Raw genomic sequence first — 24,121 nt, 5'->3', positions numbered from 1 at the left:
GCGACGATCAGCTTCGGCTTGTGCTCGTTTGCCAGCTTCTCGGCCGCGTCGTAGTCGATGTCTTCCTGTTCGTTCAGGCCGTAGCTGACGACGTTGAACCACTTGCCCGACATGTTCACCGGCGAGCCGTGCGTCAGGTGGCCGCCGTGCGCGAGGCTCAGCCCCATGATCGTGTCGCGCGGCTTGAGCATCGCGAAGAACACGCCCTGGTTCGCCTGCGAACCCGAGTTCGGCTGCACGTTCGCGGCCTCCGCGCCGAACAGCTGCTTCACGCGGTCGATCGCCAGCTGCTCGACCACGTCGACGTACTCACAGCCGCCGTAGTAGCGCTTGCCCGGATAACCTTCCGCGTACTTGTTCGTGAGCTGCGAACCCTGTGCGGCCATCACGGCCGGGCTCGTGTAGTTTTCCGACGCGATCAGCTCGATGTGGTCTTCCTGGCGGCGGTTCTCGTCCTGAATGGCAGTCCAGAGTTCCGGATCGACGTTGGCGACGGTGCTGGTAGTGCGATTGAACATGATGATTGATCAAAAGAGAGTGATGGATTGACCCTGGTAGGCCGGACTTGCCCGGACCCGCGAAGTCGAGCGCCGGACCGGCGCTCGATGACGTCGACAACCATGCCGCCCCGCGACGCCGGCTGAACGGTGATTCGGCATTGCCATTCCAGCAGACGCAAATTCGTTCAGATAGAAGGATTACGACAATCCGCTAGGACACATCGCGCGGCGAACCGGCAAAAAAAATCGAAGGTCCGCATCGCTGCGGAACCTTCGACAGAACCTGCCGTTCCTGGGGGAGCTCGCGCCTTCCCTTCGGCTTCCCGCGAATATCGGGGCCTAAACGGCGGAGAAACAGTTGTCGACGAACAGATGGGTGCCGTTGACGAAGCTCGATTCGTCCGACGCCAGGAACAGTGCGGCCGCGGCCACTTCCGACGGCTCGCACAGCCGGCCTTGCTGCACTGCGATAGCCGCTTCGGTCGCGTCCACGCCCATCGCCTGCAGATCCCTCAGTTCGCGCATCCCGTGCGGCGTGCGGATGAACCCGGGCGCGAGCGCATTGCAGCGGATGCCGCGATCGCGGTATTCGACGGCGATCGCGCGCGCGAACATGTGGCATGCCCCCTTGGTCGCGTCATACAGCACTTCGCCGGGCGTCGCGCAAACGGCCGAGATCGACGACGTGCAGACGATGCTGCCGCGCCCTTTTTCCAGCATCTGCGGCAGCACCGCCTGCGTCATCAGGAACATGCTCTTCACGTTCACGCCCATCAGCCAGTCCCATTCCGACTCCTCGATGTCGAGGAACGGTTTGACGATCAGCGTGCCCGCGTGATTGAACAGGATGTCCGCGTTGCCGAACTGCTTGCAGGCCGCATCGACTGCGTTCCGCACGTCCGACTGCTTCGACACGTCGGCGCCGAGGCCGATCGCCTGCAAGCCGGCATCGCGCAGCCGCGACGCGAGCGTGTCGGCCGCGTCGCCGTCGCGGTCGATGATCGCCACCTTCGCCCCCTGCGCGGCGAACAGTTCCGACGCGGCGGCGCCGCACCCGCCCGCGCCGCCGCTCACGATCGCGACCTTGCCCGCCAGGCGCCCGTCGATCTTGACATTCATGAGTCGTTCTCCAGTCTGGTTCGTTCGGACCGCTCAGCTGAACAGCGTCCGAAGATGATCGTTGAGGAAATAGCCTTCAGGGTCCACGCTGCGGCGCAGTTCGCGGAACGCCTCGGCCTTCGGGAACCAGCGGTCCACGTCGTCGCGGTTCGTGAAGTGCAGCTTGCCCCAGTGCGGACGCGAGCCGTAGTCGCGCAGGATGTCGTCGACGTCCTTCAGGAACGGCCAGTAGTCGACGCCGTTCGGACCGCCCGAGCACGAAATCGTCACGCTGTCCTGATGATTGAACGGGCTGATCCATGCCGGATCGCCCTTCGTGAAGCGGTACTCGACCGGGAAGATGCAGTCGCGATGCTTCGTGAGGATCAGCTCGCGCACGCGGCGCAGCGCCTCCTTGCCGTGTTCGGCGGGCACCGCGTATTCGAGCTCGTGGAAGTTCGCGACGTAATGAATCGCGTAGACCTCGGAGCTGTACGCGATCTTCTCGTGCTCGCCTTCGTAGAACGTGCGCTCGTCGGTGATGTCCATCACCTTGATCTCGCACACGTCGTAGTCCTTCTTCGAATTCGACACCTTCGTGGTATCGGGCAGGCAGTACAGGTGACGGCTTTCGGACGTCGGGCACCAGAAGAACCCGAAATGGCGATGCTTCGCCGCGAGGTCGTCGTACTGTTCCATCAGCGCCTCGAAGTCCTCGCGCCACACGCGGTCGTGCAGCCAGAACGCGTCGGTCACCTGCAGCGTCAGCTCCGACACCACGCCGAACAGGCCGAGGTTCACCTGGGTCGCGTGCAGCAGATCGAGGTCCTGCCGGTCGCTCACTTCCATGATCGAGCCGTCGGGGCGAACGATCCGCATCCCGACCACCTGCGACGACAGGTTGCCCAGCGTCGTCCCCGTGCCGTGCGTGCCGGTTGCGAGCGCACCGGCAATCGCCTGGGAATCGATGTCGCCCTGGTTGACGAGCGAGAAGCCGATGTCCTTCAGATGACGCGTCACCGCATTGATCCGCGTGCCGGCCTTCACCGTGACGCGCTTGCGTCGCTCGTCGACCGCGACGATGCCCTGGTAGTCCTTCAGCGACAGCAGCAGGCCGCTCGTCGCGACGATCGGCGTGAACGAATGTCCCGATCCCGAGCATCGGACGTTCTTGCCCTGGCGCGTCGCGGCCTGCACCAGTTCGGCGATTTCCGCCTCGCTGGTCGGCGACGCCATGTGCGCGGCGACGCAAGACTGATTGCCGACCCAGTTCCGCCAGAACCCGCCACGTGGAAGCTCCATCGACGTCTCTCCAGAAAAGTGCCGCCGGACCCGCGCCGGCAGCCGTGTTCGGTTCGTCCGGCAACGAAGCGGGATGCTTCCGGCGCCGGCGCGATGCGTTGTGTTCCGTTCATGCCAAAGGTATTGCGCCGGCCGGCTTTTCACTATCGGATTTCGGCAAGCGAGGGTTTTCTCCGGGAATCGGGCCGCCGGGGTTTTTGACCGGCGCGCGCAGCGGCTACAATGCGTCGATCCGGCCCGCCCCTTCCCGACTCCGATGACGCCGTCCGCCGATCCGAGCGATTTTTCCGGCGCCCCGCCGTTCGCACGCGCGGTGGCGTTCTGCGCGTTCACCGACGTGGAGGAACAGGCGCGGATCTTCGACGGCTGGCATCTCAACTACACGCAGATCTCGGGCGGCCGGTTTCATGGTTCGTCCTCCATCGTGTCGCTCGGCGGCATCCGGCTCCTGGTCGAAGACCTCGACAAGGTGATCCTGCAGCAGGGCGCGGTGCCGTCGGACCGCATCGCGGTGGCCGTGCCGCTGGAACTCGAAGGCCATGCGCGCATGTGCGGCGAGAAGAGCGGGCGCGACAGCCTCCATGTGTTCTCCAGCCAGCCGGTGTTCGAGTTCTATTCGCCCGACCGGCACGTGCTCGTGAACGTCGAGATCGAGCCCGACAAGCTGTCGACGGAGGCGATGCGCACGCTCGCCGCGTCGCTGCGCGCGCGCACCTTCGCGCCGCTGATCCCGATGACGCCCCAGGTCGCGGACCGCCTGCGCGACCTGCTGCGCCACACGATGGCCGCGGCCGCGAAGAGCACGCCGATCGAGGACGTGACGACGCAGGCGCGGATCGAATTGCTCGAACGGACCGTGCTGTATGCGATTTCAGAGGCGATGACGATGCCCGCGCCGGATGCGAACGCCCTCGCGACGCGGCCGACGAAGTACTGGTCGCTCGTCAACGCGGTGCAGGCGCGGCTGCAGGATGCGTCCACGTGCCCGCTGTCGATCGCCGAACTGTGCGTGCAGCTCGGCATCAGCCGGCGTACCGCGCAGTACGCGTTCAACGACACGCTCAACCTGAATCCGATCGCGTACCTGCGCGCGGTCCGGCTGAATCACGTTCGCCGCGAGCTGCGGCTCGGCGGGTCCGTGACGTCGGCCGCGACGAAGTGGGGCTTCTGGCACCTGAGCAGTTTTGCGCAGGACTACCGCGCGATGTTCGGCGAGTTGCCGTCGGCGACGGCGAGGCGCTACGCGCACCGGGAAGGCTGAGCGTCGATCGCGTGAAGCATGACGCGGCTTCGCGTTGCCCGCGCGTGAACCGAACTTCGATGAAGAAAGCCGCGGCCGAACGTGCGCCGCGGCAGGTTGAAAGCAGGCCGCCGCCGCAGTCGAGCGGCCGGCCCCCATCGGCACCGGCTGCCCTCCCGCGCGCGACCTCTCTACACCGTCACTCCTGCTGTTCCTGCTGCGCCTGCACCTGTCGCTGCTGGATGAACTGCCGCACGTCGCTCATCGTCACGCGACCGGTGTGTTTCGCATCGATCTCGTCGAAGTGCTTCGCGACGAACCCGAGCCCGCCGCTCTGCGCCTGCGCTTTCGTCACCGCCGCGCCGTTGCTCAGCACCGTGTTGCCGCCGAGCCGGGCATCGACGCGCTTCTGCGCCTGCTGCTGCAGCGTCGCGCCGGTCGACGGCAATACCGGTGCCACGCGGGTCGAAGGAAAGAACGGGCCGTCGACGCCGTGCCCGCCGCGCGGCAGCTTCACCGGCGCCACCGCCTGCGGCGGCAATGCGTGGGCGCTGCTCATCAAGGCACCGAGGACGACCAACGGGGACATGCGTCGCATCAAGTTGATTAGGGACATGATCACTCGCATTCGATGGATGAATAGAGGGTTCCTTTTCGCAAGGAGTCCGTTGTTTACGGTGCCGCTGCCAGCGTCGTCGCGGTGGTCGCGCCCGGCGAGGCGCCGGTCGGCGTGCCGGCCGGGTTCTCGTCCGGCCACGGCGGCGGCAGCGTGTGCAGCGTCAGCGCGGTCGGAATCCGCCGGCCCTGATAGAAGAGCTTCAGGTCGCGCTTCATCTGCGGACGGGCCACGTCATCCAGATACGTCATGTGCCCGCCCTGGAAGAAGTTCACCTGCAGCTTCGGGTTCAGCCCCTTCACCGTCTGCAGCCGCGCGAGTTGCTTCTCGGTGTTGAAGAACGGCGTCGCCAGGTCGTGGAGGCCGTTCTCCGCGAGCACCCGGAGCTTCGGATTGAGCTGCAGCGCGCCGAGCAGATCGGGGATCGTGTCGGGCATCGGCTGGCCGTCATGCGAGAAGTCCCACACCTGGATGATGTTGTCGTTCAGCGGCAGGTAGGTCGCGTTCGGCGCGGTGTAGCCGAGGTAGTCGGGCATCTGCGTCGCGAGCGCGTTGGTGAACGGCTGCGAGATCAGGATGTCCGACGGATCGCCGTCCGTTTGCAGCCGCGGGTCGGCGTTCGGCAACGACACGCGTCCGTCGTAGCGGCCGATCGTCGTGCGGGGCACCAGGTTCGTGCCGAACGGATTCGCGTTGAAGTAGTCGCGCAGCGCGTGCTGCGTGAGGCTCGACGGCAACGACCACAGCGTCAGCGTCGCATCGCTCGGGAACACCGGCGTGCCGAGCGCGTCCGGAATGCCGAGCTGGCTCAGCACCCACGACTGCGAGTACTGCTGCAGCTGGTTGTAGATCAGCGTCGTGAACAACTCGGTCTGCAGCGCATACAGATAGGGATTTACCGGCGCCGGCGATACCTGGTTGAAGTACGCCGCGACCGCCGCATAGCCGGGCAGGTAGCCGGCCACGGTATCGGTCTCGAGCAGCAGCCCTTCGGTCGACTGCGTGATCGCGACCGCTTCCACCGCATCGGCGAAGTAGTTCAGGATTGCAGACTGCAGCACGATCCCCGTCAGGTGCACGCCGGCCGATTCGAGCGCCAGCGCGAGCATGTCGGTACGCGGCGTGCCGTACGATTCGCCGTACAGGTAGATCGGCGACGTGCCGCGGTTGTTGACGTTCAGGTAGCGCTGGATGAAGTCGCGCATGATGTTGACGTCCGCATCCGAACCCCAGTACTTCTGGTTGGTGTTCGGCAGCACGGCTTCCGACAGCCCGGTGCCCGGCGGGTCGATGAACACGAGGTCGGTCGTGTCGATCAGGCTTTCCGCGTTGTCGACGAGCGGATAGTTCGGCCAGTTGCTGCCGAACAGCGGATCGGGCGTGGCGACGCGCGTCGGCGCGAACGAGCCGAGCCGCAGCCAGATCGACGACGAGCCCGGGCCGCCGTTGTAGACGAACGTGACGGGGCGCGGCTTGCCGTTCGTGCTCGGCACCGTGTACGCGACGTACGACATCGACGCTTCCGCGTTGCCGTTCGCGTCCTGCGCGGTCAGGTGGCCGGTGGTCGTCGTGTAGCTGACCGTCGTGCCGCCGGATTGCCACTGGTAATGCATCACCGCCGCCTTCTCCGAGACCTGCGCGGCCGCGAGGCCGTCGGTCGCGTTCATCGAATAGGCGACGGGGTCGACGTAAGGCTGGTTCGCCGCCGGCGTCTGGCTGCCGGCCGCCTGTTGCGCGCCGGCCGGCTGGCTGGCGGTGGCCTGCGCGAGGCTCGATGCGCCGACCGACGACGAATCGTCGCCGCCGCAGCCCGCGAGCACCATGGTCACGACGGTCAATGCGCCTAGCCCGGCCAGCCGGCCGCGACGTGCGCGGCGGCTGCCGGTAATGCTCCTGTCTGGTTTCATGCCTCGATCCTTGTGTTGGGTCGGATACCGCTTCACACAGGCCGCCATCGCCGGCGAAAAACGCGCAGGCATACCCGCCACTCGCGTTGCACGGTCGGCAGACGGCGGTTGGGGAATGGACTTCTTCGAGAGACTGAACTTGATACAGACACAGCAAACTGCTGGCGGAGAATGATGCAGGAACGCCGCCCCCTGGCAGTTTCGACGACTTATCGTATTACCAATATTTACGACATGACAAAAATAGGCGGTGCTGCGCCGTGTTGTCAAAGATCATTCCGATATTAAAAAATCTCTTATGATGCGAACGGCGGTCAGTGTCTGGTATTTGAAAGAAAAACGATTGTTCTAACTGGACACGTTGCGTGAATCATTTTTCCTGAAATGCCGTTCGTTTTTCGCAGATCTCGTAGCACTTGGCGAGTATTGGAATCGCGCGCAAAAGCCCTTCAAATCGACAGGACTTTTCTTTCATTTTAATTATTCGAATCCGATTAGAGCGAATCGTTGAATAAAGCCCGATATCATCCACAAAATACCGATTCCGACTGTTTGCACGACGCACTGAGGAATTATTTACCCGATATCGGAATCAAACCATCGGATGCACTGAACGGCATTGATGCGTAATACGCGGGTATTCGCAACGATGAAGCGATCATTCGCGCCACGCGTTCCGGATCGGATTGCGGCGATCGCGAATCGGGCACGTGATGCGTGGAGGAGAGAGAGGCCGGTGAGCGAGCGACAGCGCGTGGTTTGCGCGCCGCCGCCGACTCACGCGACGACGTGCGGCAGCGCCGCACGCCGTACTTCAGAGGTTCGACGTGGAGGAGATCAGCGCCCGCCGCCCGGCAGCGCGATATCGATCAGCACCGGATCGTGGTCCGACGAACGATACGCATCCGGCGCGTAGAAGGTCTTCTGCTGCTCGGCCGACTTGTACGCGAGCGTGTACTGCAGCGCGAGCGGCTCGTCCGCGTTGATGTGCCATTCGTGCACGGCCTTCACGTGCGATGCGAGCGGCAGCGACGCGAGCGCGTGATCGAGGTAGCCGGCTTCGCCGTTGTACACGTAGCTGTACGCATTGGCGCCGATCCAGCGCGACACGAGGTTGCGGTAGCCGCGCGATTCGAGCAGGCGGATCGGGTCTTCGTACGTGTAGCTGTTGAAGTCGCCGATCAGCAGCGTGCCCTGCCCCGCGACGCCCGTCGGCGTGCCGGCGAGCCAGTCGGCCAGCTTCGCGGCCGCGCGCGTGCGCGTCGGGTTCCAGCAGCCCTGGCCGTCGCCCTGGTCGAGATCGTCGTTCGCCGCGTCCGGGCAGTTCTTCGACTTCAGATGGTTGACCGCGATCGTCAGCGCCTGCTTGCCGCCGATCCGGCGGAACGACTGCGCGAGCGGCTGGCGGTTCTTGTCGTCGATCGCGAGCGTCGACGCGCGGCCGACGGGTTCGACCGTGCGGCTGTCGTAGATCATCGCGACCGCGATGGCGTCGCCGCCGAGGCGCGACGTGCCCGGGTCGACCACGCGCCAGTGGCTGCCGAGCTTCGCCGCGAGCTGGCGCACCGCGCTCAGTTCGCCGTAACCGTTGTTCTGGATTTCCATCAGGCCGATCACGTCGGCGTCGAGCGCCTTCAGCGCGCTGACGATCTTCGCTTCCTGGCGCTGGAATTCCGGGTAGCTCTTCGCGCCGCGGTTGTTCGGATCGTCGAAGCCGCCGCCGAGACCGTTGCCGTTGAAGTAGTTGAGGACGTTGAACGACGCGACGCGCAGGTTCGATTTCGGATCGCGCGCCGGGGCGTTGGCGCGCGGGTTCGAACGCGTGTCGAACGCCGGCGCGGCCGCGCCGGGCAGCGGCTGCACGCGCCATGCGCCATAACGCACCTCGAGCACGCCTTCGACGTCGCGCACGGTGTAGCCCGAGCGCAGCGTGTTGGCGGCCGACAGTTCGGGCGCCGGGTAAGGCACGGTCGCCGGGTTCTGCTTGTTCGAGCCGTCGTCGAGGATCAGCCGGTTGCGTGCGTTCGCATCGATCTGCGTCTGCGCCTGCGACGGCGGCACCACGCTCGTCGGCGTGTGCAGGCGGCCGTTGCTCAGCATCACGCTGCCGTAGCGGCCGAGCTCGTAGTTGTCGGTGACGGTGAGCGTCTGCGGCAGGCGCACGCGCATCCCTTCGTACGCGGCGAACGCGTTCGGGTTGTCGACCGGCAGCGTGAGCGTCGCGGGCGTGACCGTCTGGCCGTTCGCGCACACCGCGATCGCGCCCGACAGCGTCAGCTGCGTCTGCCCGTATTTTTCCTCGACCTTGCCGCTCACGTGCACGAGATCGCCGGCCTTCGCGCGCGCTTTCGGCGCATAGACGAACAGCCCTTCGGACACGCCCGGCTGGTTGCGGCGCTGCGCGTCGGCCTGCTGGACGAAGAAGCCGCCGAAGCCGTCCGTGCCGCCGAAATCGGCGGTGACGACCGCTTCGATCGACACGTTCTGCCCGGCGAGCGGCGACGGCGCGCCCGGCCCCTGGATGTCGGCGATCGGCGTCGTGCTGCCGCCGCAGTTCGGGCTGACGGGGGCGGCAGTGGCGGCGAAGACCGGTGCGGCAAGCGTGGGAAGCAGCAATAGCGGGGCAAACAGGCGGATTGTCGAGCGCATGACGGGGAATCCCGGTTGTGAGGATAGCGAAAGCTTAGCGGCGCTCGATGACAGTTGTTAGTAACCGGAAGACAGATGAACGTAATATTCGACACCGCTGCGCGATGGCGATCGACCGCGCGCCCGCGGTCGAAAAGCGGGAAATCGCCTGACGAATCCCGTCCCCTGTTGCGACGATTTCCCGATGCCGGCTTCGCCCCGCCAACCGTGGAGCTAAACCGTCCCCGGCAACGCGCTCGACACGAGCACGGCAGCCACCATCAGCACGCCGGCCAGCACGACCGCCTCGATCCGCAGCACCGCGCCGAACCGGCGCAACAGGCCGGCCGGCGTCGCAGCGTCCGGGTCCTTCAGCGCCGCCAGCAGCTTCGGCATCTCGAAGAACCGGTTGTGCCCGCCGAGCGCCGCCGCGATCAGCACGAGCGCGAGCTTGAACAGCAGGATCTGTCCGTATGTCGACGCAAGCAGGTTCGCTGGCGTATCGACACCGCGCCAGCCGTTGTACGCGCCGGTCGCGAACAGCACGATCAACGCATACGTCGACGCATCGGACAGCGACTGCACGAACGAAGCGCCGGTCGCGCGTTCGCTCGCGGGCATGCCGGCAAGACGCGGCATCACGCCGAACGCAGTCACGAACACGAGCCCGACCCACGCGCTGATCGCCAGCAGATGCAGCCAGTCGACCCACACCGGCACGCTGAACAGCCCCGCGTCGACCGGATGCCCGCCGTTGCTGCGCGAGAGTGCGATGCCCGCGAGCGCGGCCCACATCGCGAACGGAAAGCGCGTGTCGTTCGCATCCCGAAGCAATGACAGAAGCACGACGACCGCCGTGAACACCGCACCGGCCAGCCACGCGTGGCCGAAGCCGGTGCCGGCGAGCATCGAGCGGACAGCCGGCCCGGCGTCCGGCATCGACACGTCGCTCATCAGCGCGCAGTGCGCCCAGAATGCGGTGATGCTCGCGAGCAGCGACACGGCGGACGCGATGCGCAGCGTCGCGACGAGACGCCGCGCGATGCCGTGCTGCCACGCCGACTCGCCGCGCGCGAGCCAGTGGCTGCCGAGCAGCGCGCCGACGACGACGGCGAATCCGGTGTTCTGGATCGCCACCGACAGGAGCCTCAGGAGGCCGACGAAGCCCTCGTTCACCCCTTCACCCTGAACGTATAGGTACCCTTGGTGCGATGCGCGTCGGCGGTCATCGCCACCCACTGCACCGTGTACGCGCCGGGCGCGAGCTTCGGGATCGCGACGGTCATCACGCGCGGGTTCGACGCATCGACTTTCGCCTTTTCGTGCGCGACGGCGTTGCCGCTCGCGTCCGACACCTTCACCGAGCTGAACGCCTGTTCGAGATCTTCGTTGAACGCCAGCCGCAACGTGTCGGGCGCGGTATCGACCGTGCTGCCCGTCGCCGGCGCGGCGCTTTCCAGCTTGCCGTGCGCGAATGCCGCGGCCGGCACGGCGGCGGCGATCGCGCCGGCCGCGGCGAGGGCGGCCAGCCGCCCGAGAGTGATGATCTTCATGGTCATCCCCGTCATCACGGTTTCTTCAGCTCGACGACGGTCAGCGCGCCGCTCACGTCCTCGGCGACGAACTCGACCTTGTCGCCCACCTTCACCTGCGACAGCATCGCCGGATCCTTGACCTTGAACACCATCGTCATCGCATCCATCCCGAGGTTATCCAGCGGACCGTGCTTGATCGTCAGCTTGCCGGTGCCCGCATCGATCTTGCGGATCTCGCCGTGCGACATCCCGCGCTTCGCGTCGGCGCCCTGCATCGCGCCGCCGCTCATGTCCATGCCGGCCATGTCGCCGGCCGCGTACGACGCGGCGGAAAACACCAGCATGCAACCCGTTGCAATCGAAATCAGTCCCTTCTTCATCGTGCGTGCTCCTGAGTGAATGAAACGAAAACCGGCGGCCGCATCGTCGCGGCCGCCGCATGCGGCCTGCCGCTCAACCGTCCGGCAATTCGCCGGTGTATTCGTACGCGACGGTGCCCTTCGGATGCCGGAACCAGCCCGGATCGCGATAGTCGTTGCGGCCGAGCCCCTGCCGCACCTTGCAGACCGTGAACATGCCGCCCATCTCCAGCGGCCCGAACGGGCCGGTGCCCGTCATCATCGGCAGCGTGTTGTCGGGCAGCGGCATCTCCATGCCGCCCATCGCGCCGCCGGTGCTGCCCATCGCCATGTAGTCGGGCACGAGCTTGCCGATCTTCTGCGCGAGATCCTTCTGCGGCACGCCGATCAGGTTCGGCACCTGGTGACCCATCGCGTTCATCGTGTGATGCGACTTGTGGCAATGGAACGCCCAGTCGCCCGGACGATCGGCGGTGAACTCGATCGCGCGCATCTGGCCGACCGCGACGTCGGCCGTCACCTCCGGCCAGCGCGCCGCCGGGGGAATCCAGCCGCCGTCGGTGCCGGCCACCTCGAAGCTGTAGCCGTGCAGGTGGATCGGATGGTTCGTCATCGTCAGGTTGCCGAAACGAATCCGCACGCGATCGCCCGCCCGCACCGGCAGCGGGTCGATGCCCGGAAACACGCGCGAGTTGAACGTCCACATGTTGAAGTCCGTCATCTCGTTCACGCGCGGCGTGTAGCTGCCCGGATCGATGTCGTACGCGGCGAGCAGAAAGACGAAGTCGCGATCGACCGGCATCGTCGCGCGATCCTTCGGATGCACGATGAACATGCCCATCATCCCCATCGCCATCTGCACCATCTCGTCGGCGTGCGGGTGATACATGAACGTGCCGTGCGCCTCCAGCTGGAACTCGTAGACGAAGGTCTTGCCGGGCGGGATATGCGGCTGCGTAAGGCCGCCGACGCCGTCCATGCCGTTGGGCAGCCGCAGCCCGTGCCAGTGGATCGTCGTGTGCTCGGGCAAGCGGTTCGTCACGAAGATGCGGACCTTGTCGCCTTCGACGGCCTCGATCGTCGGGCCCGGCGACTGGCCGTTGTAGCCCCACAGGTTCGCGTTCATCCCTGGCGCCATCTCGCGCACGACGGGTTCGGCCGTCAGGTGGAACTCCTTCCAGCCGTTCTTCATGCGCCATGGCAGCGTCCAGCCGTTCAGCGTCGCGACGGGCGTGTACGGGCGGCCGTTGGGCGGCACGAGCGGCGGCTGCGTGCCGGCCTTCGCCATCGTGGGCGCTTCGGGCAGCGATGCCGCGCCGGCCTTGCTGACCATCGCCGCACCGAGCAGCGCGGCACCCGAGCCGCTGAGAAATTGTCGACGGGACACCATGTCAATGACCTTCCGGATGCGTTGCGGGCGCTGGTTGCGCCACGGGTGAAGAAGCCGGCCGCGACGCAGCGTCGGGCGTGGATGCGGCGGGAGCGTCCGCGCGTGGCGTTGGCTGTGTTGGCTGTGTTGGCTGTGTTGGCTGTGTTGGCTGTGTTGGCTGTGTTGGCTGTGTTGGCTGTGTTGGCTGTGCTGGCTGTGCTGGCTGCGTTGCCTGCGTCGCCTGCGTCGCCTGCGTCGCCTGCGTCGCCTGCGTTGCCTGCGTCGGCTGCGTTGCCTGCGTCGCCTGCGTTGCCTGCGTTGCCTGCGTTGCCTGCGTCGCCTGCGTCGCCTGCGTTGCCTGCGTTGCCTGCGTTGCCTGCGTTGCCTGCGTTGCCTGCGTCGCCTGCGTTGCCTGCGTCGGCTGCGCCTGCGTTGTCTGCCCAGTCGGCAGCCGGCCGCCGACGGCCGCCTGCAGATCGGTTTCGGCGAGCCAGTAGTCCTTCAGCGCATCGATGTAGCCGTTCACAGCGCCAACCTGCTCGCGCGCATCGGCCAGCAGCTCGAACACGCTCGCGAGCATCCCGTTGTAACGCAGCAGCAACTCGTCCGAGATCGTCCTGCGCAGCGGCACGACTTCGTCGCGATAGTGCTTCGCGACGTCGTAGCGCGTCGTGTATGCCGCATACGATTCGCGCACTTCCGAGCGCGCGTCGATGGCCGTCTGCGCGAGCCGGTTCGCCGACTGCATGTAGACGGCCTCGGCCCGCGCGACCTTCGCGCCGCCCCAGTCGAACAGCGGAATCTCCACGCTGATCTCGTAGCCGTGCTCGTGCCCCTTGTCGGTCTCGTAGTTGTTCACGTAGCCGAGATCGACCGCGTTGACGAAGCGTGTCGCCTTGCTGAGCCCGAGCGACGACGCGACGCCCTGCGTCCGCAGCTTCGCGGCCTGGATGTCGAGGCGGTTGTGCATCGCGTAGCGTTCGAGATCGGGCAGATCGGGGCGTGCGTTCGGCAGGTCGGGCAAGCGCTCGGGCAGCGCGTACCGCGTGCGCTCGCCCCACAACCCCATCGCGCGCGTGAGCTTCTCGCGCGCGGCCACGGCCTGCTGCTGCGCCTTCGCCTGCTGCGCGACCGCGTCCGCATGGAACGCCTGTTCGCGTGCGTAGTCGAGCCGGCTGGAATTGCCGGCCTGCCGCATGCGCTGCGCGAGTTCGGCGGCCGCGCTCGCGGCGTCGCGGACCTGTTGCGCATAATTCGCGGCCTGTTCGGCCGCGACGGCTTCGACATACGCACGGCGCGCGTCGGCCGCGACCTTCAGCATCGCGTCGGCGGTTTCGAGCTTGGTCTGCTCGAAGCGGCGGCGTTCGATGTTCGTCGCGAGCGGCAGCGTCAGCAGCGCGAACACGTTGGCCGAGAACGTACGGCCGAGACTCAGTTCACCGTCGCCGGCCCGCGTGCGGCTGAACGAGAAGCGCGGGTTCGGCAGCCGGCCTGCCTGCACGAGGTCGGCCTCCGACAGCCCGAGTTCCGCGTATGACGCCTGCAGGCCCCGGTTGTTCAGCAGTGCAAGCTGCACCGCGTCGTCCATCGACAGCAGTTTCGCGAGCAATTCCTTCGTCCGCTGGTCGACGGCTTCGCGGTCGGCGTCGGTCCTGACGATGACCGCGTCTTTCCCGATCCGCTCGGATGCGGCGGACGACACGGCGTCGAAGCCGCCGTCCTTCGAAAACGTCGTGCAGCCGGCGAGAAATGCCAGCGCGAGCACGGTCGCGCCGATTCGCGGTGAAATCGCAAATCGCGTCATTGCCCGGCCCCTCCGTGCGTCGAATGGGCTGCGCCGCCCGCCGGGTTTCCGGGCTTCGCGTGTCCGGTCGCGGGTCCCTTCGTGGGGGCCTTCACGGGCCGCTCCATCACGTCCCGGTTCAATTGCTTCCAGCCGGGGCCGGCGTCGTCGCGATACGGCACGTAGCCGTCGAACGCGGACGCCGTCGTGACGTCCGGCACCGACGCGGCTGCATCGGCCGGATCGGAAAAGGCGGTTTGCGCGGGCGCGAGCGACGGCACGAGGCTCGCCGCGCCAAGCAGCGCCGCAATGATCAATCGCATGGATGTTTCTCGTCGTGAGTCGTGCGGCGGACGTCGTGCGTTCGCCGGCACCGTTTGTGGATCGCGGCCGGTGGCCGCGGGCAGGGACTAGACGGAAATCCGGCGCGGCGGCCTGTCGATGCCGCCGGTCAGGAACGACACGACGACGGTCGAAGGCGCGAAAGAGACGATCGCGGTACCGATGTCCGACGTAACGGGCACCGCAGGCACCTCCGCCATGCCCGTGCCGAAACAGCAGGATCCGCAGGCGGAACAAGGCGTCGCATGCCGCGAGTGGTTGTCGTGCTCATGCGGTTCGCCGTGCATGCGCTGCATTGCAGGCGACGCAGCGGGCACAGCGGCGCTCGCCCCAGGCTCCGCATGCGGCACCGCAGCGACCGCGCCCGCGCACTGCATCGACCCGGCCGCGAACGACTGGATCAGCACGCACAGCGCCAGCAGCACGACGAGGATGAATTTGCGCCAGTACGACATGGATGCGGAATCAGGCAGACAATGACCGGATGAACGGGAGCGGCACCGCGACGGCGCGCTCCGGACACAAGACGGCCGCAGCTTATCGCCGCCGGCGTGACGACGACATGGCCGAAACATGACCGGATTTTCATGAAGGGCGGCACGGCATCGCACGCGCGCCGGATGACAATTCCGTCATCCGCCGGTCATCTTTCGCGCACGCGCGGCGCCGTAAGCTCACGCGTTACACTGACCGGCCGGAATCACCCACGGCCTGCACCACCATGCGGATACTGATAGTCGAAGACGAACCCAAGATGGCGTCGTACCTCCGCAAGGGGCTGACGGAGGCGAGCTACACGGTCGACGTGGCCGAGAACGGCCAGGACGGGCTGTTCCTCGCGCTGCACGAGGATTTCGATCTCGTCGTGCTCGACGTGATGCTGCCGGAACTGGACGGCTTCGAGGTGCTTCGGCGCCTGCGCGCGCAGAAGCAGACGCCGGTGCTGCTGCTGACGGCCCGGGAGGCGATCGAGGACAAGGTCACGGGGCTCGAACTGGGCGCCGACGATTACCTGCTCAAGCCATTCGCGTATGCGGAGTTCCTCGCCCGCATCCGCTCGCTGCTGCGCCGTGCGCCGCGCAATGCGCGCGAGATCCTGCAGGTCGCCGATCTGGAAGTCGACCTGATCAAGCGCCGCGTGCGACGCGCCGACACCCGCATCGACCTGACCGCGCAGGAATTCGCGCTGCTGCAACTGCTCGCGGAACGCGAGGGCGAGGTGCTGACGCGCACCTTCATCACGTCGCAGATCTGGGACATGAATTTCGACAGCGACACGAACGTCGTCGATGCGGCGATCAAGCGCCTGCGCGCGAAAATCGACAACGCGTACGAGAAGAAGCTGATCCACACGATCCGCGGGATGGGCTACGTGCTCGAGGATCGCGCGTGACCGGCGGCCCCGCCCCCTATTCGCTGCTCCGGCGCCTGACGCTCGCGTTCGCGGCCGTGGCCGCGCTCGTGTTCGCGCTGACCGGCGCGTACCTGTACCGCTCGCTGTCCGCCGAATTGATCCGGCGCGACGACATCGAAATCGCCGGCAAGCTCGACCAGTTCCTGCAGCTCGCGCGGACGAGCGGCTCGACCGCCGCCCTGCGCGCCGACCCGGCCGTCTTCCATGAAGTGCTGCTGTCGCATCCGGGCGTCTATCTCGGCATCTACGACGGCGCGAACCGCCCGCTCGTCGAACACACCGACGCGGCCGGCCACACCCTCGCATCGGTGATCGCACGGCCGCAGCCGGCCGGTGCCTCGCGCGCGGCCGGCAGCCCGTTCACCTGCGCGCCGCCCGGCATCGGCCCGTCGCGCTGCGTGCGTGCACGCGCCACGCTGCCGTCGGGCGAAACCGTCCAGGTCGCGGTGGCGCGCACGGCGGCCGATCGCCAGTCGCTGCTCGAAAGCTATCGCGTCGACATCTGGCTCGCGGCCGCGCTCGGCGCGCTGCTGGTCGGCGCGCTCGGCTACGCGGTCGCGTCCCGCGGCCTGCGTCCGGTCGAGAGCCTCGGCCGGCAGACGTCGCGCATCGAGGCGCACAACCTCAACGCGCGTCTCGACGCACGCGGCGGCCCGGTCGAGTTGCGCGAGCTCGCCACCTCGGTCAACCGGATGCTCGACCGGCTCGAGCGCGCGTTCGTGCGGCTGTCGCAGTTCTCGTCCGACCTCGCGCACGACATGCGCACGCCGCTCGCGAACGTGATCAGCGCGTCGCAGGTCACGCTGTCGCGCGCCCGCACCACCGAGGAATACGAAGCGCTGATCGATTCGAACATCGAGGAATGCGAACGGCTGCAGCGGATGATCGAGAACATGCTGTTTCTCGCGCGCACGGACAACGCGCGGCAGCACCTGAAGACCGCCGAACTCGACGCCGGCAACGAACTGCGCCGGCTCGCGTCGTATTTCCAGGCGCTGGCCGACGAGGCCGGCGTGCGGCTCGACGTGCGCGGCGAAGCGCCGGTCGTCGCGGACGCGACGCTGTTCCGCCGCGCCGTCAGCAACCTCGCGTCGAACGCGCTCGAACACGCGGAAGCCGGGTCGACGATCGAGCTGGCCGTCTCGACCCGGCCCGGTTTCGCGGTCGTCGAAGTCACGAACCGCGGCGTGGCGATTCCGCCCGAACAGATCGAGCGGATCTTCGAGCGCTTCTACCGGATCGATTCGTCGCGGCACGGCGCGGCGCGCAACGCGGGGCTCGGGCTCGCGATCGTCAAGTCGATCGTCGAACTGCACCGCGGCAAGGTCGAGGTCGTGAGCCAGGGCGGACGCACGACGTTCGCGCTGTATTTCCCGGCCGGCGCTGCGTGACACGCGCGTGACGCCGCCGCGCGCGCACACCGATTGCTTCCTGGAATTGCATGTGCGTCCGTCGGAAGGCGGCTTACCATCCCGGATGAAGCGGCATGACCGCACACGCTTGCCGAAAGCGGCCGGCTCGGCTAGACTGCCCTTCGTCTTTGGGGAGTAGCCTGCTTTCCATCCCCGGAAAGCGAATGCGTCAACACACTCGGCCTGCGGCCGTGGCGTATTCGGCCGTATCGGTCTGGCGAGACCATCGACGCATCGCGTCGTTCCTGGTCGGACGTCGGCAGATGCGTCATGGTTCGTCCACGTCCGACCACGGAGTCCCCATGTTCCTCCTGGCTTCCCTCTCGCATTTCGCCACTGCCCGCCTGCCTGCCTGCGGAGGTGCCGCATGACCTTGATGCTCGTCGAACTGGCGTTCATGCTGATCGTCATCCTGGTCGCGGCCGAACTCTTCACGAATGCGCTCGAACATCTCGGCGAACGGCTGAAGATTTCCGAAGGCGTGACCGGTTCGCTGTTCGCCGCCGTCGGCACCGCGCTACCCGAAACGATGGTGCCGCTGCTCGCGCTCGCGGGCGGCACGTCGAACGCGGCGGTCAACGAGGAGATCGGCGTCGGCGCGATTCTGGGCGCGCCGCTGATGCTCGCGACGCTGACGACCTTCCTGATGACGCTCGCCGTGATCCGCTCGCGCGGACTGACCGGCACGATCGCGCCCGAGCGGACCGGCTTCGTGCGCGACCTGAACTACTTCATCGCCGCATTCGCGCTCGCCACCGTCGCGATGTTCGTCCCGCATCACGTGTGGGCGGTCCGCGCGCTGCTCGCCGCGATGCTGGTCGGCGTCTACGTGATGTACGTCGTGATGACGTTCCGCGCGTCGACCCGGCTCGTCGATGCCGGGCACGGCACCGAGGCGCCGCACGCGATGTTCCTGTCGCGCGTCGGGCTGCCGACCAACCTCGCGACCATCGCGCTGCAGCTCGCGCTCGGCGTCGCGCTGCTCGTCGGCGGGGCGAAGGGCTTCATCCACGGCGTCGAAGGCGTGTCGCACCTGCTCGGTATTTCCGCGCTGCTGCTGTCGCTGATCATCGTGCCGATCGCGACCGAGTTGCCGGAAAAGGTCAACAGCGTGCTGTGGATCCGCCGCAAGAAGGACACGCTCGCGTTCGGCAACATCACCGGCGCGATGGTGTTCCAGGGCACGCTGCTGCCGGCGATCGGCATCATGCTGACGCCGTGGGAGCCGCGCCCCGAAGTGCTGACCGGCGTGGTCATCACGCTCGCGGCGGCAGTCTGGCTGCGTGTCAATGCGCGTGCGCGCGGGCTCGCGATCTGGGCGCTGCTGGCGAACGGGGCCGGGTATGTCGGCTATCTGTTCGTGACGCTGACGCGCTGAAGACGCTGAATGCACTGAACACGCTCGACGGCGCGGATCGGGCGCGTCGCCCGACAGGCGTACGCCCCCCGAACGCGACCGTCGTCACCGCACCGCGCTTGACGACGCTCGCGGCGGGCGGCCATGCCGCCCGCTTCCCCGCGCTTACGACGCCTTCACGAGCCTGACGATCGTCAGCGTGCCGTTGACGTTCTCGACGCGGACCTTCACCTTGTCACCCGCATGGACCTCGGCGAGCATGGCCGCGTCCTTCGCCTTGAACGCCATCGTCATCGGCGGCATCCCGACGTTCTCGAGCGCGCCGTGCTTCAGCGTGATCTTGCCGCTCGCGGCATCGACCTTCTTCACCTCGGCATCGGTCAGCGCGGCGTGCGACTCGGCCGCACCGCCCGACGACATCTTCATGCCGGACATGTCCATGCCCGGCATGTCGCCCGCGGCCAGCGCGGGAACAGCGAACACGCCGGTCGCGAAAACGGCAGTGGCGGTGGCGATCAATTGATTCATCTTCATCGAGACTCTCCAGTGGGGGTGGACGGCACGTTCATGCCGTGAGGAACTGCATCGGACTGCCGCTGACGCCTCGCGCCTCGCGCACGACGGCGCTGCAGCAGAAGCCACGCGGCGGGAATGACGAACATCGACAGCAGCGGCGCGGTGATCATGCCGCCGACCATCGGCGCGGCGATGCGCTGCATCACTTCGGAGCCGGCGCCGTGTCCGACCATGATCGGCACGAGGCCGGCCAGCACGACGGCGACCGTCATCGCTTTCGGCCGCACGCGCAGCACCGCGCCTTCGCGAATCGCGTCGAGCAGCACGGCATCGGTCAGCGGCGCGCCGGCGTCGAGGCGGCGCTGCAGCGCGCCCTTCAGGTACAGCAGCATCACGACGCCGAACTCGGCGGCCACGCCCGCCAGCGCGATGAAGCCCACCGACGTCGCGACCGACACCGCGTGGCCCAACGCCCAGACGAGCCAGAAGCCGCCGATCAGCGCGAACGGCACCGTAGACATCAGCAGCAGCGCATCGGCCGCGGAGCCGAACGTGACGAACAGCAGCACGAAGATCACGACGAGCGTCACCGGCACCACGGTGCGCAGCGTCGCCGCCGCGCGTTCGAGATACTCGAACTGTCCCGACCACGCGATCGAATAGCCGGGCGGCAATGCGACCTGTTGCGCAACGACCTGCCGCATCGCACGGACTGCCGTACTCAGATCGGTGCCGCGGATATCGACGTACACATAGCCGGACAGCCGCGCGTTCTCGCTGCGGATCATCGGCGGCCCGTCGGCGATCGCGATGCGCGCGACGTCGCCGAGGCGGATCTGCGCGCCGCGCGCGGTGACGACCGGCAGTTGCCGCAGGTTCTCGAGCGAATCGCGGAGCTCGCGCGGATAGCGCAGGTTGATCGGGAACCGCTCGCGCCCCGCGATCACTTCGCCGACATCCTCGCCGCCGATCGCCGACGACACCACCGACTGGATGTCGGCCACCGACAGCCCATAGCGCGCGGCCGCGAGCCGGTCGACGTCGACGTCGAGGTAGCGGCCGCCGTTCAGCCGTTCCGCGAGCGCCGACGTGACGCCCGGTACCTGTTTCACCGCCGCCTCGACCTGCGTCGCGATCGCGTCGATCCCCGCCAGGTCCGGCCCGGAAATCTTCACGCCGACCGGCGTCTTGATGCCGGTGGAGAGCATGTCGAGCCGGTTGCGGATCGGCGGCACCCACACGTTCGACAGGCCCGGCACCTTCACCGTGCGATCGAGTTCGTCGACGAGCTTCTCCGGCGTCATCCCCGGCCGCCATGCGCTGCGCGGCTTGAAGCGGATCGTCGTTTCGAACATCTCGAGCGGCGCGGGATCGGTCGCCGTATCCGCGCGCCCCGACTTGCCGAACACCGTGTCGACCTCGGGCACGGTCTTGATCAGCCGGTCAGTCTGCTGCAGCAGTTCGCTCGCCTTGTCGGCCGAGATGCCCGGCAGCGCGGTCGGCATGTACAGCAGATCGCCTTCGTCGAGCGGCGGCATGAACTCGCCGCCGAGACGCGACAACGGCACGGCCGTCAGCAACAGCGCGGCGAGCGCGACGCCGATCGCGCGCCACGGGCGCCGCAGCGTCGCTTCGAGCAGCGGCCGGTACACGCGGGTCAGCACGCGGTTGATCGGGTTCGCGTGCTCGGGCGGAATGCGGCCGCGCACGAGATATCCCATCAGCACCGGCACCAACGTCACCGACAGCGCGGCCGCGGCGGCGATCGTGTAGGTCTTCGTGAACGCGAGCGGCGCGAACAGTTTGCCTTCCTGACCTTCGAGCGAAAACACCGGCACGAACGACAGCGTGATGATCAACAGCGAGAAAAACAGCGCCGGCCCGACCTCCGCGGCCGATGTCGCGACGAGTTCCCAGCGCCGCGCCGTCGTGATCGGCTCGCCGGGATGCGCGTGGCCGTATGCCTCCAGATGCTTGTGCGCGTTCTCGATCATCACGATCGCCGCATCGATCATCGCGCCGATCGCGATCGCGATGCCGCCCAGCGACATCAGGTTCGCGTTCACGCCCTGGTAGCGCATCACGATGAACGCAGCCAGCACGCCGAGCGGCAGCGACAGGATCGCGACGAACGCGCTGCGCAGGTGGAACAGGAATACCGCGCAGACGATCCCGACGATCACGAACTCCTCGATCAGCTTGTCGCGGAGGTTGTCCACCGCGCGCTCGATCAATTGCGAGCGGTCGTAGGTCGTGACGATGTCGACGCCGGGCGGCAGCGATCGCTTCAGGTCGGCGAGCTTCGCCTTCACCGCGTCGATCGTCGTCAGCGCGTTCTTGCCCGAGCGCATCACGACGACGCCGCCCGCCACCTCGCCCTGCCCGTCCAGCTCCGCGATCCCGCGCCGCATCGCCGGGCCGACCTGGATGCGCGCGACGTCGCCGAGCAGCACCGGTGTGCCCGCGTCGTCGGTGCGCAGCACCACGTGCCGGAAGTCGTCGAGCGTGCGCAGGTAGGCGGACGAACGCACCATGTACTCCGACTCGGCCAGCTCGACGACCGCGCCGCCCGATGCCTGGTTGGCCTTGCCGAGCGCGTCCGCGACCGCCGCCTGCGTGATGCCGTACGCGCGCAGCTTGTCCGGATCGAGCACGACCTGGTACTGGCGCACCATCCCGCCGACGCTCGCCACTTCCGACACGTCCGGCACGGCCTTCAGCTCGAACTTCAGGAACCAGTCGTTGAGCGCACGCAGTTGCCCGAGGTCGTGACGGCCGGTGCGATCGACGAGTGCGTACTCGTACACCCAGCCGACCCCGGTCGCATCCGGCCCGAGCGACACGGTCGCGCCCGCGGGCAGGCGGCTCTGCACCTGGCTCAGGTATTCGAGCACGCGCGAACGCGCCCAATACGGGTCGGTGTGGTCGTCGAACAGCACGTAGACGAACGCGTCGCCGAACGACGAGTACGCGCGCACGGTCTTCGCGCCCGGCACGCCGAGCAGCGTCGTCGTCAGCGGATAGGTGACCTGGTCCTCGACGACCTGCGGCGCCTTGCCCGGATACGACGCCTTGACGATCACCTGCGTGTCCGACAGGTCGGGCAGCGCATCGAGCGGCGTCTGCCGCAGCGCATGCACGCCCCACGCCGCAATCAGCACGGTGGCGAGCAGCACCAGGAAGCGGTTGCGGACGGACCAGCGAATCACGTGCGCGATCATCGCGTGCCTCCCTGCGGCTCGACCTTCGTCAGCCGGTAGCCGTCCTCGCGCTGCACGAACGCGAAACGCACCGTCTGGCCAGCCTTCACGTCCGGGAACGCGTGTGCCGACGGCTTGCCGAACGCCATCGTCATCGCGCCCCAGCCGAGTGCCGGCACCGGCTGATGCGAGAACGTGATGTCGTCGTCGGTGACTTGCTCGACCTTGCCGGTGGTTTCATACACCGGCGCGGCCGCGGCGGCCGGCGCTTGCGCGGCGCTCGCGCTCGCCGCGCCTTCCAGCCGCGGCAGCACGCTTTTCAGGCTCGCTTCCGAATCGATCAGGAACTGCCCCGATGCGACGACCGTATCGCCTTCGCTCAACCCGTCGAGCACTTCCGTGTCGCCGCCGACGTCGTTGCCCACCGTCACCGGCAGCGGCCGGAGCCGGCCGTCGCCCGTCTTCACGATGACGATCGTGCGCTTGCCGGTCGCGATCACCGCTTCGGATGGCACCAGCAGGCGCGACACCGCCTTCCGTGCCGCGACATGCACGCGCATCAGCATGCCGGGCGTGAGCCTGAGCGCCGCATTGTCGATCTCCACGCGCGCCTGCAGCGTGCGGCTGCCCGTGCTGATGCCGGGCAGCACTTCGCGGATGCGGCCGGTGAAGTGCCGCGCCGGATCGCCCGCGAACGTCGCGTCGACCGCCATCCCCGGCTGCACGTTCAGCGCGAGCGCTTCCGGCACCTCGACGATGAGCCAGAGCGTCGACAGCCCCGCGATCTTCGCGAGCGTCTGTCCCGGCGCGACCATCGCGCCGTCCCGCACGTTCAGTTCGCTGACGACGCCGGTTTCCGGCGCGCTCAGCACGACGTGCGTCTGCGCGCGGCCGGCGCGATCGAGCGCGGCGATCATCGCGTCGGGCATCGACAGCGCACGCATCCGCGCGCGCGACGCATCGAGCAGGCTGCCGTCCATCCCGCCCCGCTTGAACGCGAGATATTCCTCCTGCGGCGCGAGCCATTCCGGCACGAACAGCGACGCGATCGGCGCGCCCTTTTCGATGCGCTGCATCGGCGCCCGTGCGTAGAGCCGGTCGATGTAGCCGGTGACGCGCGACTGCACGACGTCCGCGCGCGATTCGTCGAATTGCGTGGTGCCCACCGCATCGAAACCGTCCGCCGTCTGCTGCCGGCGCACGGTCGCATAGCGGATGCCGAGGTTCTGCTGCAGGCCCGGATCGATCCGGACGCCGCGTGCATCGCCGCCCTCGTCCGCATAGACGGGCTGCAATTGCATGTCCATGAACGGCGATTTCCCCGGTTTGTCGAAGTGCTGGTTCGGCACCATCGGGTCGTGCCAGTACAGCACCTTGCGTCCTGCCTGCGAATCGGGCGTGCCTGCCGCCGCGACGGCAGCCGTTGCCGCGCCGCCCGATGCATGGCGCATGCCCGCGACATAACCCGCGCCGAGCAGCGCCGCGCCCGCGCATGCCAGCAGCACCGCACGCGCCAGTGATTGCTTCGTCATGAGGTTCTCCT

Annotated in this window: 19 protein-coding genes, 1 pseudogene and 1 riboswitch; of the genes and pseudogenes, 4 read left to right on the top strand and 16 right to left on the bottom strand. The window is 67.3% G+C overall.

The genetic code is table 11. The features are described from left to right. The 3 genes and pseudogenes from glyA to DIE12_RS21285 form a co-directional block, all read right to left on the bottom strand. Positions 1-518: pseudogene (gene glyA, locus DIE12_RS21295) on the bottom strand (serine hydroxymethyltransferase); the annotation flags it as partial. 321 nt (positions 519-839) lie between these two features. Then, entirely contained in the window at positions 840-1,619 is a 780-nt protein-coding gene (locus tag DIE12_RS21290; RefSeq protein WP_124520784.1) for an SDR family NAD(P)-dependent oxidoreductase, read from the bottom strand. A gap of 33 nt (positions 1,620-1,652) precedes the next feature. Further along, positions 1,653-2,900: a D-arabinono-1,4-lactone oxidase gene (locus DIE12_RS21285; protein ID WP_124520786.1), complete on the bottom strand. Its 1,248-nt coding sequence runs from the start codon at positions 2,898-2,900 to the stop codon at positions 1,653-1,655. Between the two features lie 256 nt (positions 2,901-3,156). On the opposite strand from DIE12_RS21285, the gene DIE12_RS21280 reads away from it, so the two are divergent. After that, positions 3,157-4,161 carry a helix-turn-helix domain-containing protein gene (locus DIE12_RS21280; protein ID WP_124520788.1) on the top strand — a complete coding sequence of 335 codons (1,005 nt, stop codon included), beginning with the start codon at positions 3,157-3,159 and terminating at the stop codon, positions 4,159-4,161. Positions 4,162-4,339: 178 nt separating this feature from the next. On the opposite strand, the gene DIE12_RS21275 is transcribed toward DIE12_RS21280, so the two are convergent. The 10 genes from DIE12_RS21275 to DIE12_RS21230 form a co-directional block, all read right to left on the bottom strand. Next, positions 4,340-4,768, bottom strand: coding sequence for a 2-oxoglutarate dehydrogenase (locus tag DIE12_RS21275; protein WP_124520999.1), 429 nt, complete (start codon positions 4,766-4,768; stop codon positions 4,340-4,342). Positions 4,769-4,812: 44 nt separating this feature from the next. Continuing rightward, the gene (locus DIE12_RS21270) at positions 4,813-6,663 is read right to left on the bottom strand and encodes a S10 family serine carboxypeptidase-like protein (protein ID WP_124520790.1); all 1,851 of its coding nucleotides are present in this window, start codon (positions 6,661-6,663) and stop codon (positions 4,813-4,815) included. Between the two features lie 837 nt (positions 6,664-7,500). Next, entirely contained in the window at positions 7,501-9,312 is a 1,812-nt protein-coding gene (locus DIE12_RS21265) for an ExeM/NucH family extracellular endonuclease (protein ID WP_124523399.1), read from the bottom strand. 213 nt (positions 9,313-9,525) lie between these two features. Continuing rightward, the gene (locus DIE12_RS21260; protein WP_124523401.1) at positions 9,526-10,467 is read right to left on the bottom strand and encodes a copper resistance D family protein; all 942 of its coding nucleotides are present in this window, start codon (positions 10,465-10,467) and stop codon (positions 9,526-9,528) included. After that, the gene (gene copC, locus DIE12_RS21255) at positions 10,464-10,844 is read right to left on the bottom strand and encodes a copper homeostasis periplasmic binding protein CopC (RefSeq protein ID WP_124487011.1); all 381 of its coding nucleotides are present in this window, start codon (positions 10,842-10,844) and stop codon (positions 10,464-10,466) included. Before copC ends, DIE12_RS21260 begins: the two co-directional genes overlap by 4 nt. 14 nt (positions 10,845-10,858) lie before the next feature. Further along, positions 10,859-11,206 (bottom strand): copper-binding protein, encoded by a 348-nt coding sequence (locus tag DIE12_RS21250; RefSeq protein WP_124523403.1) that lies wholly within the window; start codon positions 11,204-11,206, stop codon positions 10,859-10,861. A 73-nt stretch (positions 11,207-11,279) separates the two neighbouring features. Then, the gene (locus tag DIE12_RS21245; RefSeq protein ID WP_124487013.1) at positions 11,280-12,575 is read right to left on the bottom strand and encodes a multicopper oxidase family protein; all 1,296 of its coding nucleotides are present in this window, start codon (positions 12,573-12,575) and stop codon (positions 11,280-11,282) included. A gap of 1 nt (position 12,576) precedes the next feature. Beyond that, entirely contained in the window at positions 12,577-14,358 is a 1,782-nt protein-coding gene (locus DIE12_RS21240) for a TolC family protein (RefSeq protein WP_124523405.1), read from the bottom strand. Beyond that, positions 14,355-14,660 (bottom strand): hypothetical protein, encoded by a 306-nt coding sequence (locus DIE12_RS21235; RefSeq protein WP_124523407.1) that lies wholly within the window; start codon positions 14,658-14,660, stop codon positions 14,355-14,357. The genes DIE12_RS21240 and DIE12_RS21235 overlap by 4 nt, the downstream gene beginning before the upstream one ends. Positions 14,661-14,747: 87 nt before the next feature. Beyond that, entirely contained in the window at positions 14,748-15,134 is a 387-nt protein-coding gene (locus DIE12_RS21230; RefSeq protein ID WP_124551326.1) for a hypothetical protein, read from the bottom strand. Between the two features lie 266 nt (positions 15,135-15,400). On the opposite strand from DIE12_RS21230, the gene DIE12_RS21225 reads away from it, so the two are divergent. From DIE12_RS21225 to DIE12_RS21215, 3 genes are all read left to right on the top strand, one after another. Beyond that, the gene (locus DIE12_RS21225; RefSeq protein ID WP_044848315.1) at positions 15,401-16,072 is read left to right on the top strand and encodes a heavy metal response regulator transcription factor; all 672 of its coding nucleotides are present in this window, start codon (positions 15,401-15,403) and stop codon (positions 16,070-16,072) included. Continuing rightward, positions 16,069-17,484: a heavy metal sensor histidine kinase gene (locus tag DIE12_RS21220; protein WP_124523410.1), complete on the top strand. Its 1,416-nt coding sequence runs from the start codon at positions 16,069-16,071 to the stop codon at positions 17,482-17,484. Before DIE12_RS21225 ends, DIE12_RS21220 begins: the two co-directional genes overlap by 4 nt. A gap of 139 nt (positions 17,485-17,623) precedes the next feature. After that, positions 17,624-17,799: riboswitch (yybP-ykoY riboswitch) on the top strand. A gap of 73 nt (positions 17,800-17,872) precedes the next feature. Then, on the top strand, positions 17,873-18,883 hold the full coding sequence (locus DIE12_RS21215) for a sodium:calcium antiporter (protein ID WP_044848313.1): 1,011 nt from the start codon (positions 17,873-17,875) through the stop codon (positions 18,881-18,883). 144 nt (positions 18,884-19,027) lie between these two features. Here the strand turns inward: DIE12_RS21215 and DIE12_RS21210 are convergent, their stop codons facing one another. Genes DIE12_RS21210 through DIE12_RS21200 form a run of 3 tightly spaced genes read right to left on the bottom strand, consistent with a single transcriptional unit; the run spans position 19,028 to position 24,110 of the window. After that, the gene (locus DIE12_RS21210; RefSeq protein WP_124487019.1) at positions 19,028-19,396 is read right to left on the bottom strand and encodes a copper-binding protein; all 369 of its coding nucleotides are present in this window, start codon (positions 19,394-19,396) and stop codon (positions 19,028-19,030) included. After that, positions 19,393-22,599 carry an efflux RND transporter permease subunit gene (locus DIE12_RS21205; RefSeq protein WP_124523412.1) on the bottom strand — a complete coding sequence of 1,069 codons (3,207 nt, stop codon included), beginning with the start codon at positions 22,597-22,599 and terminating at the stop codon, positions 19,393-19,395. The genes DIE12_RS21210 and DIE12_RS21205 overlap by 4 nt, the downstream gene beginning before the upstream one ends. Next, positions 22,596-24,110: an efflux RND transporter periplasmic adaptor subunit gene (locus tag DIE12_RS21200; protein WP_124523414.1), complete on the bottom strand. Its 1,515-nt coding sequence runs from the start codon at positions 24,108-24,110 to the stop codon at positions 22,596-22,598. The genes DIE12_RS21205 and DIE12_RS21200 overlap by 4 nt, the downstream gene beginning before the upstream one ends. Positions 24,111-24,121 lie beyond the last annotated feature (11 nt).

The sequence above is a fragment of the Burkholderia sp. Bp9015 genome (assembly GCF_003853505.1).
Taxonomy (GTDB): Bacteria; Pseudomonadota; Gammaproteobacteria; order Burkholderiales; family Burkholderiaceae; genus Burkholderia.
The sequence above is the reverse complement of the archived record's forward strand: the minus strand, read 5'-3'. Positions and strand labels throughout refer to the sequence as shown.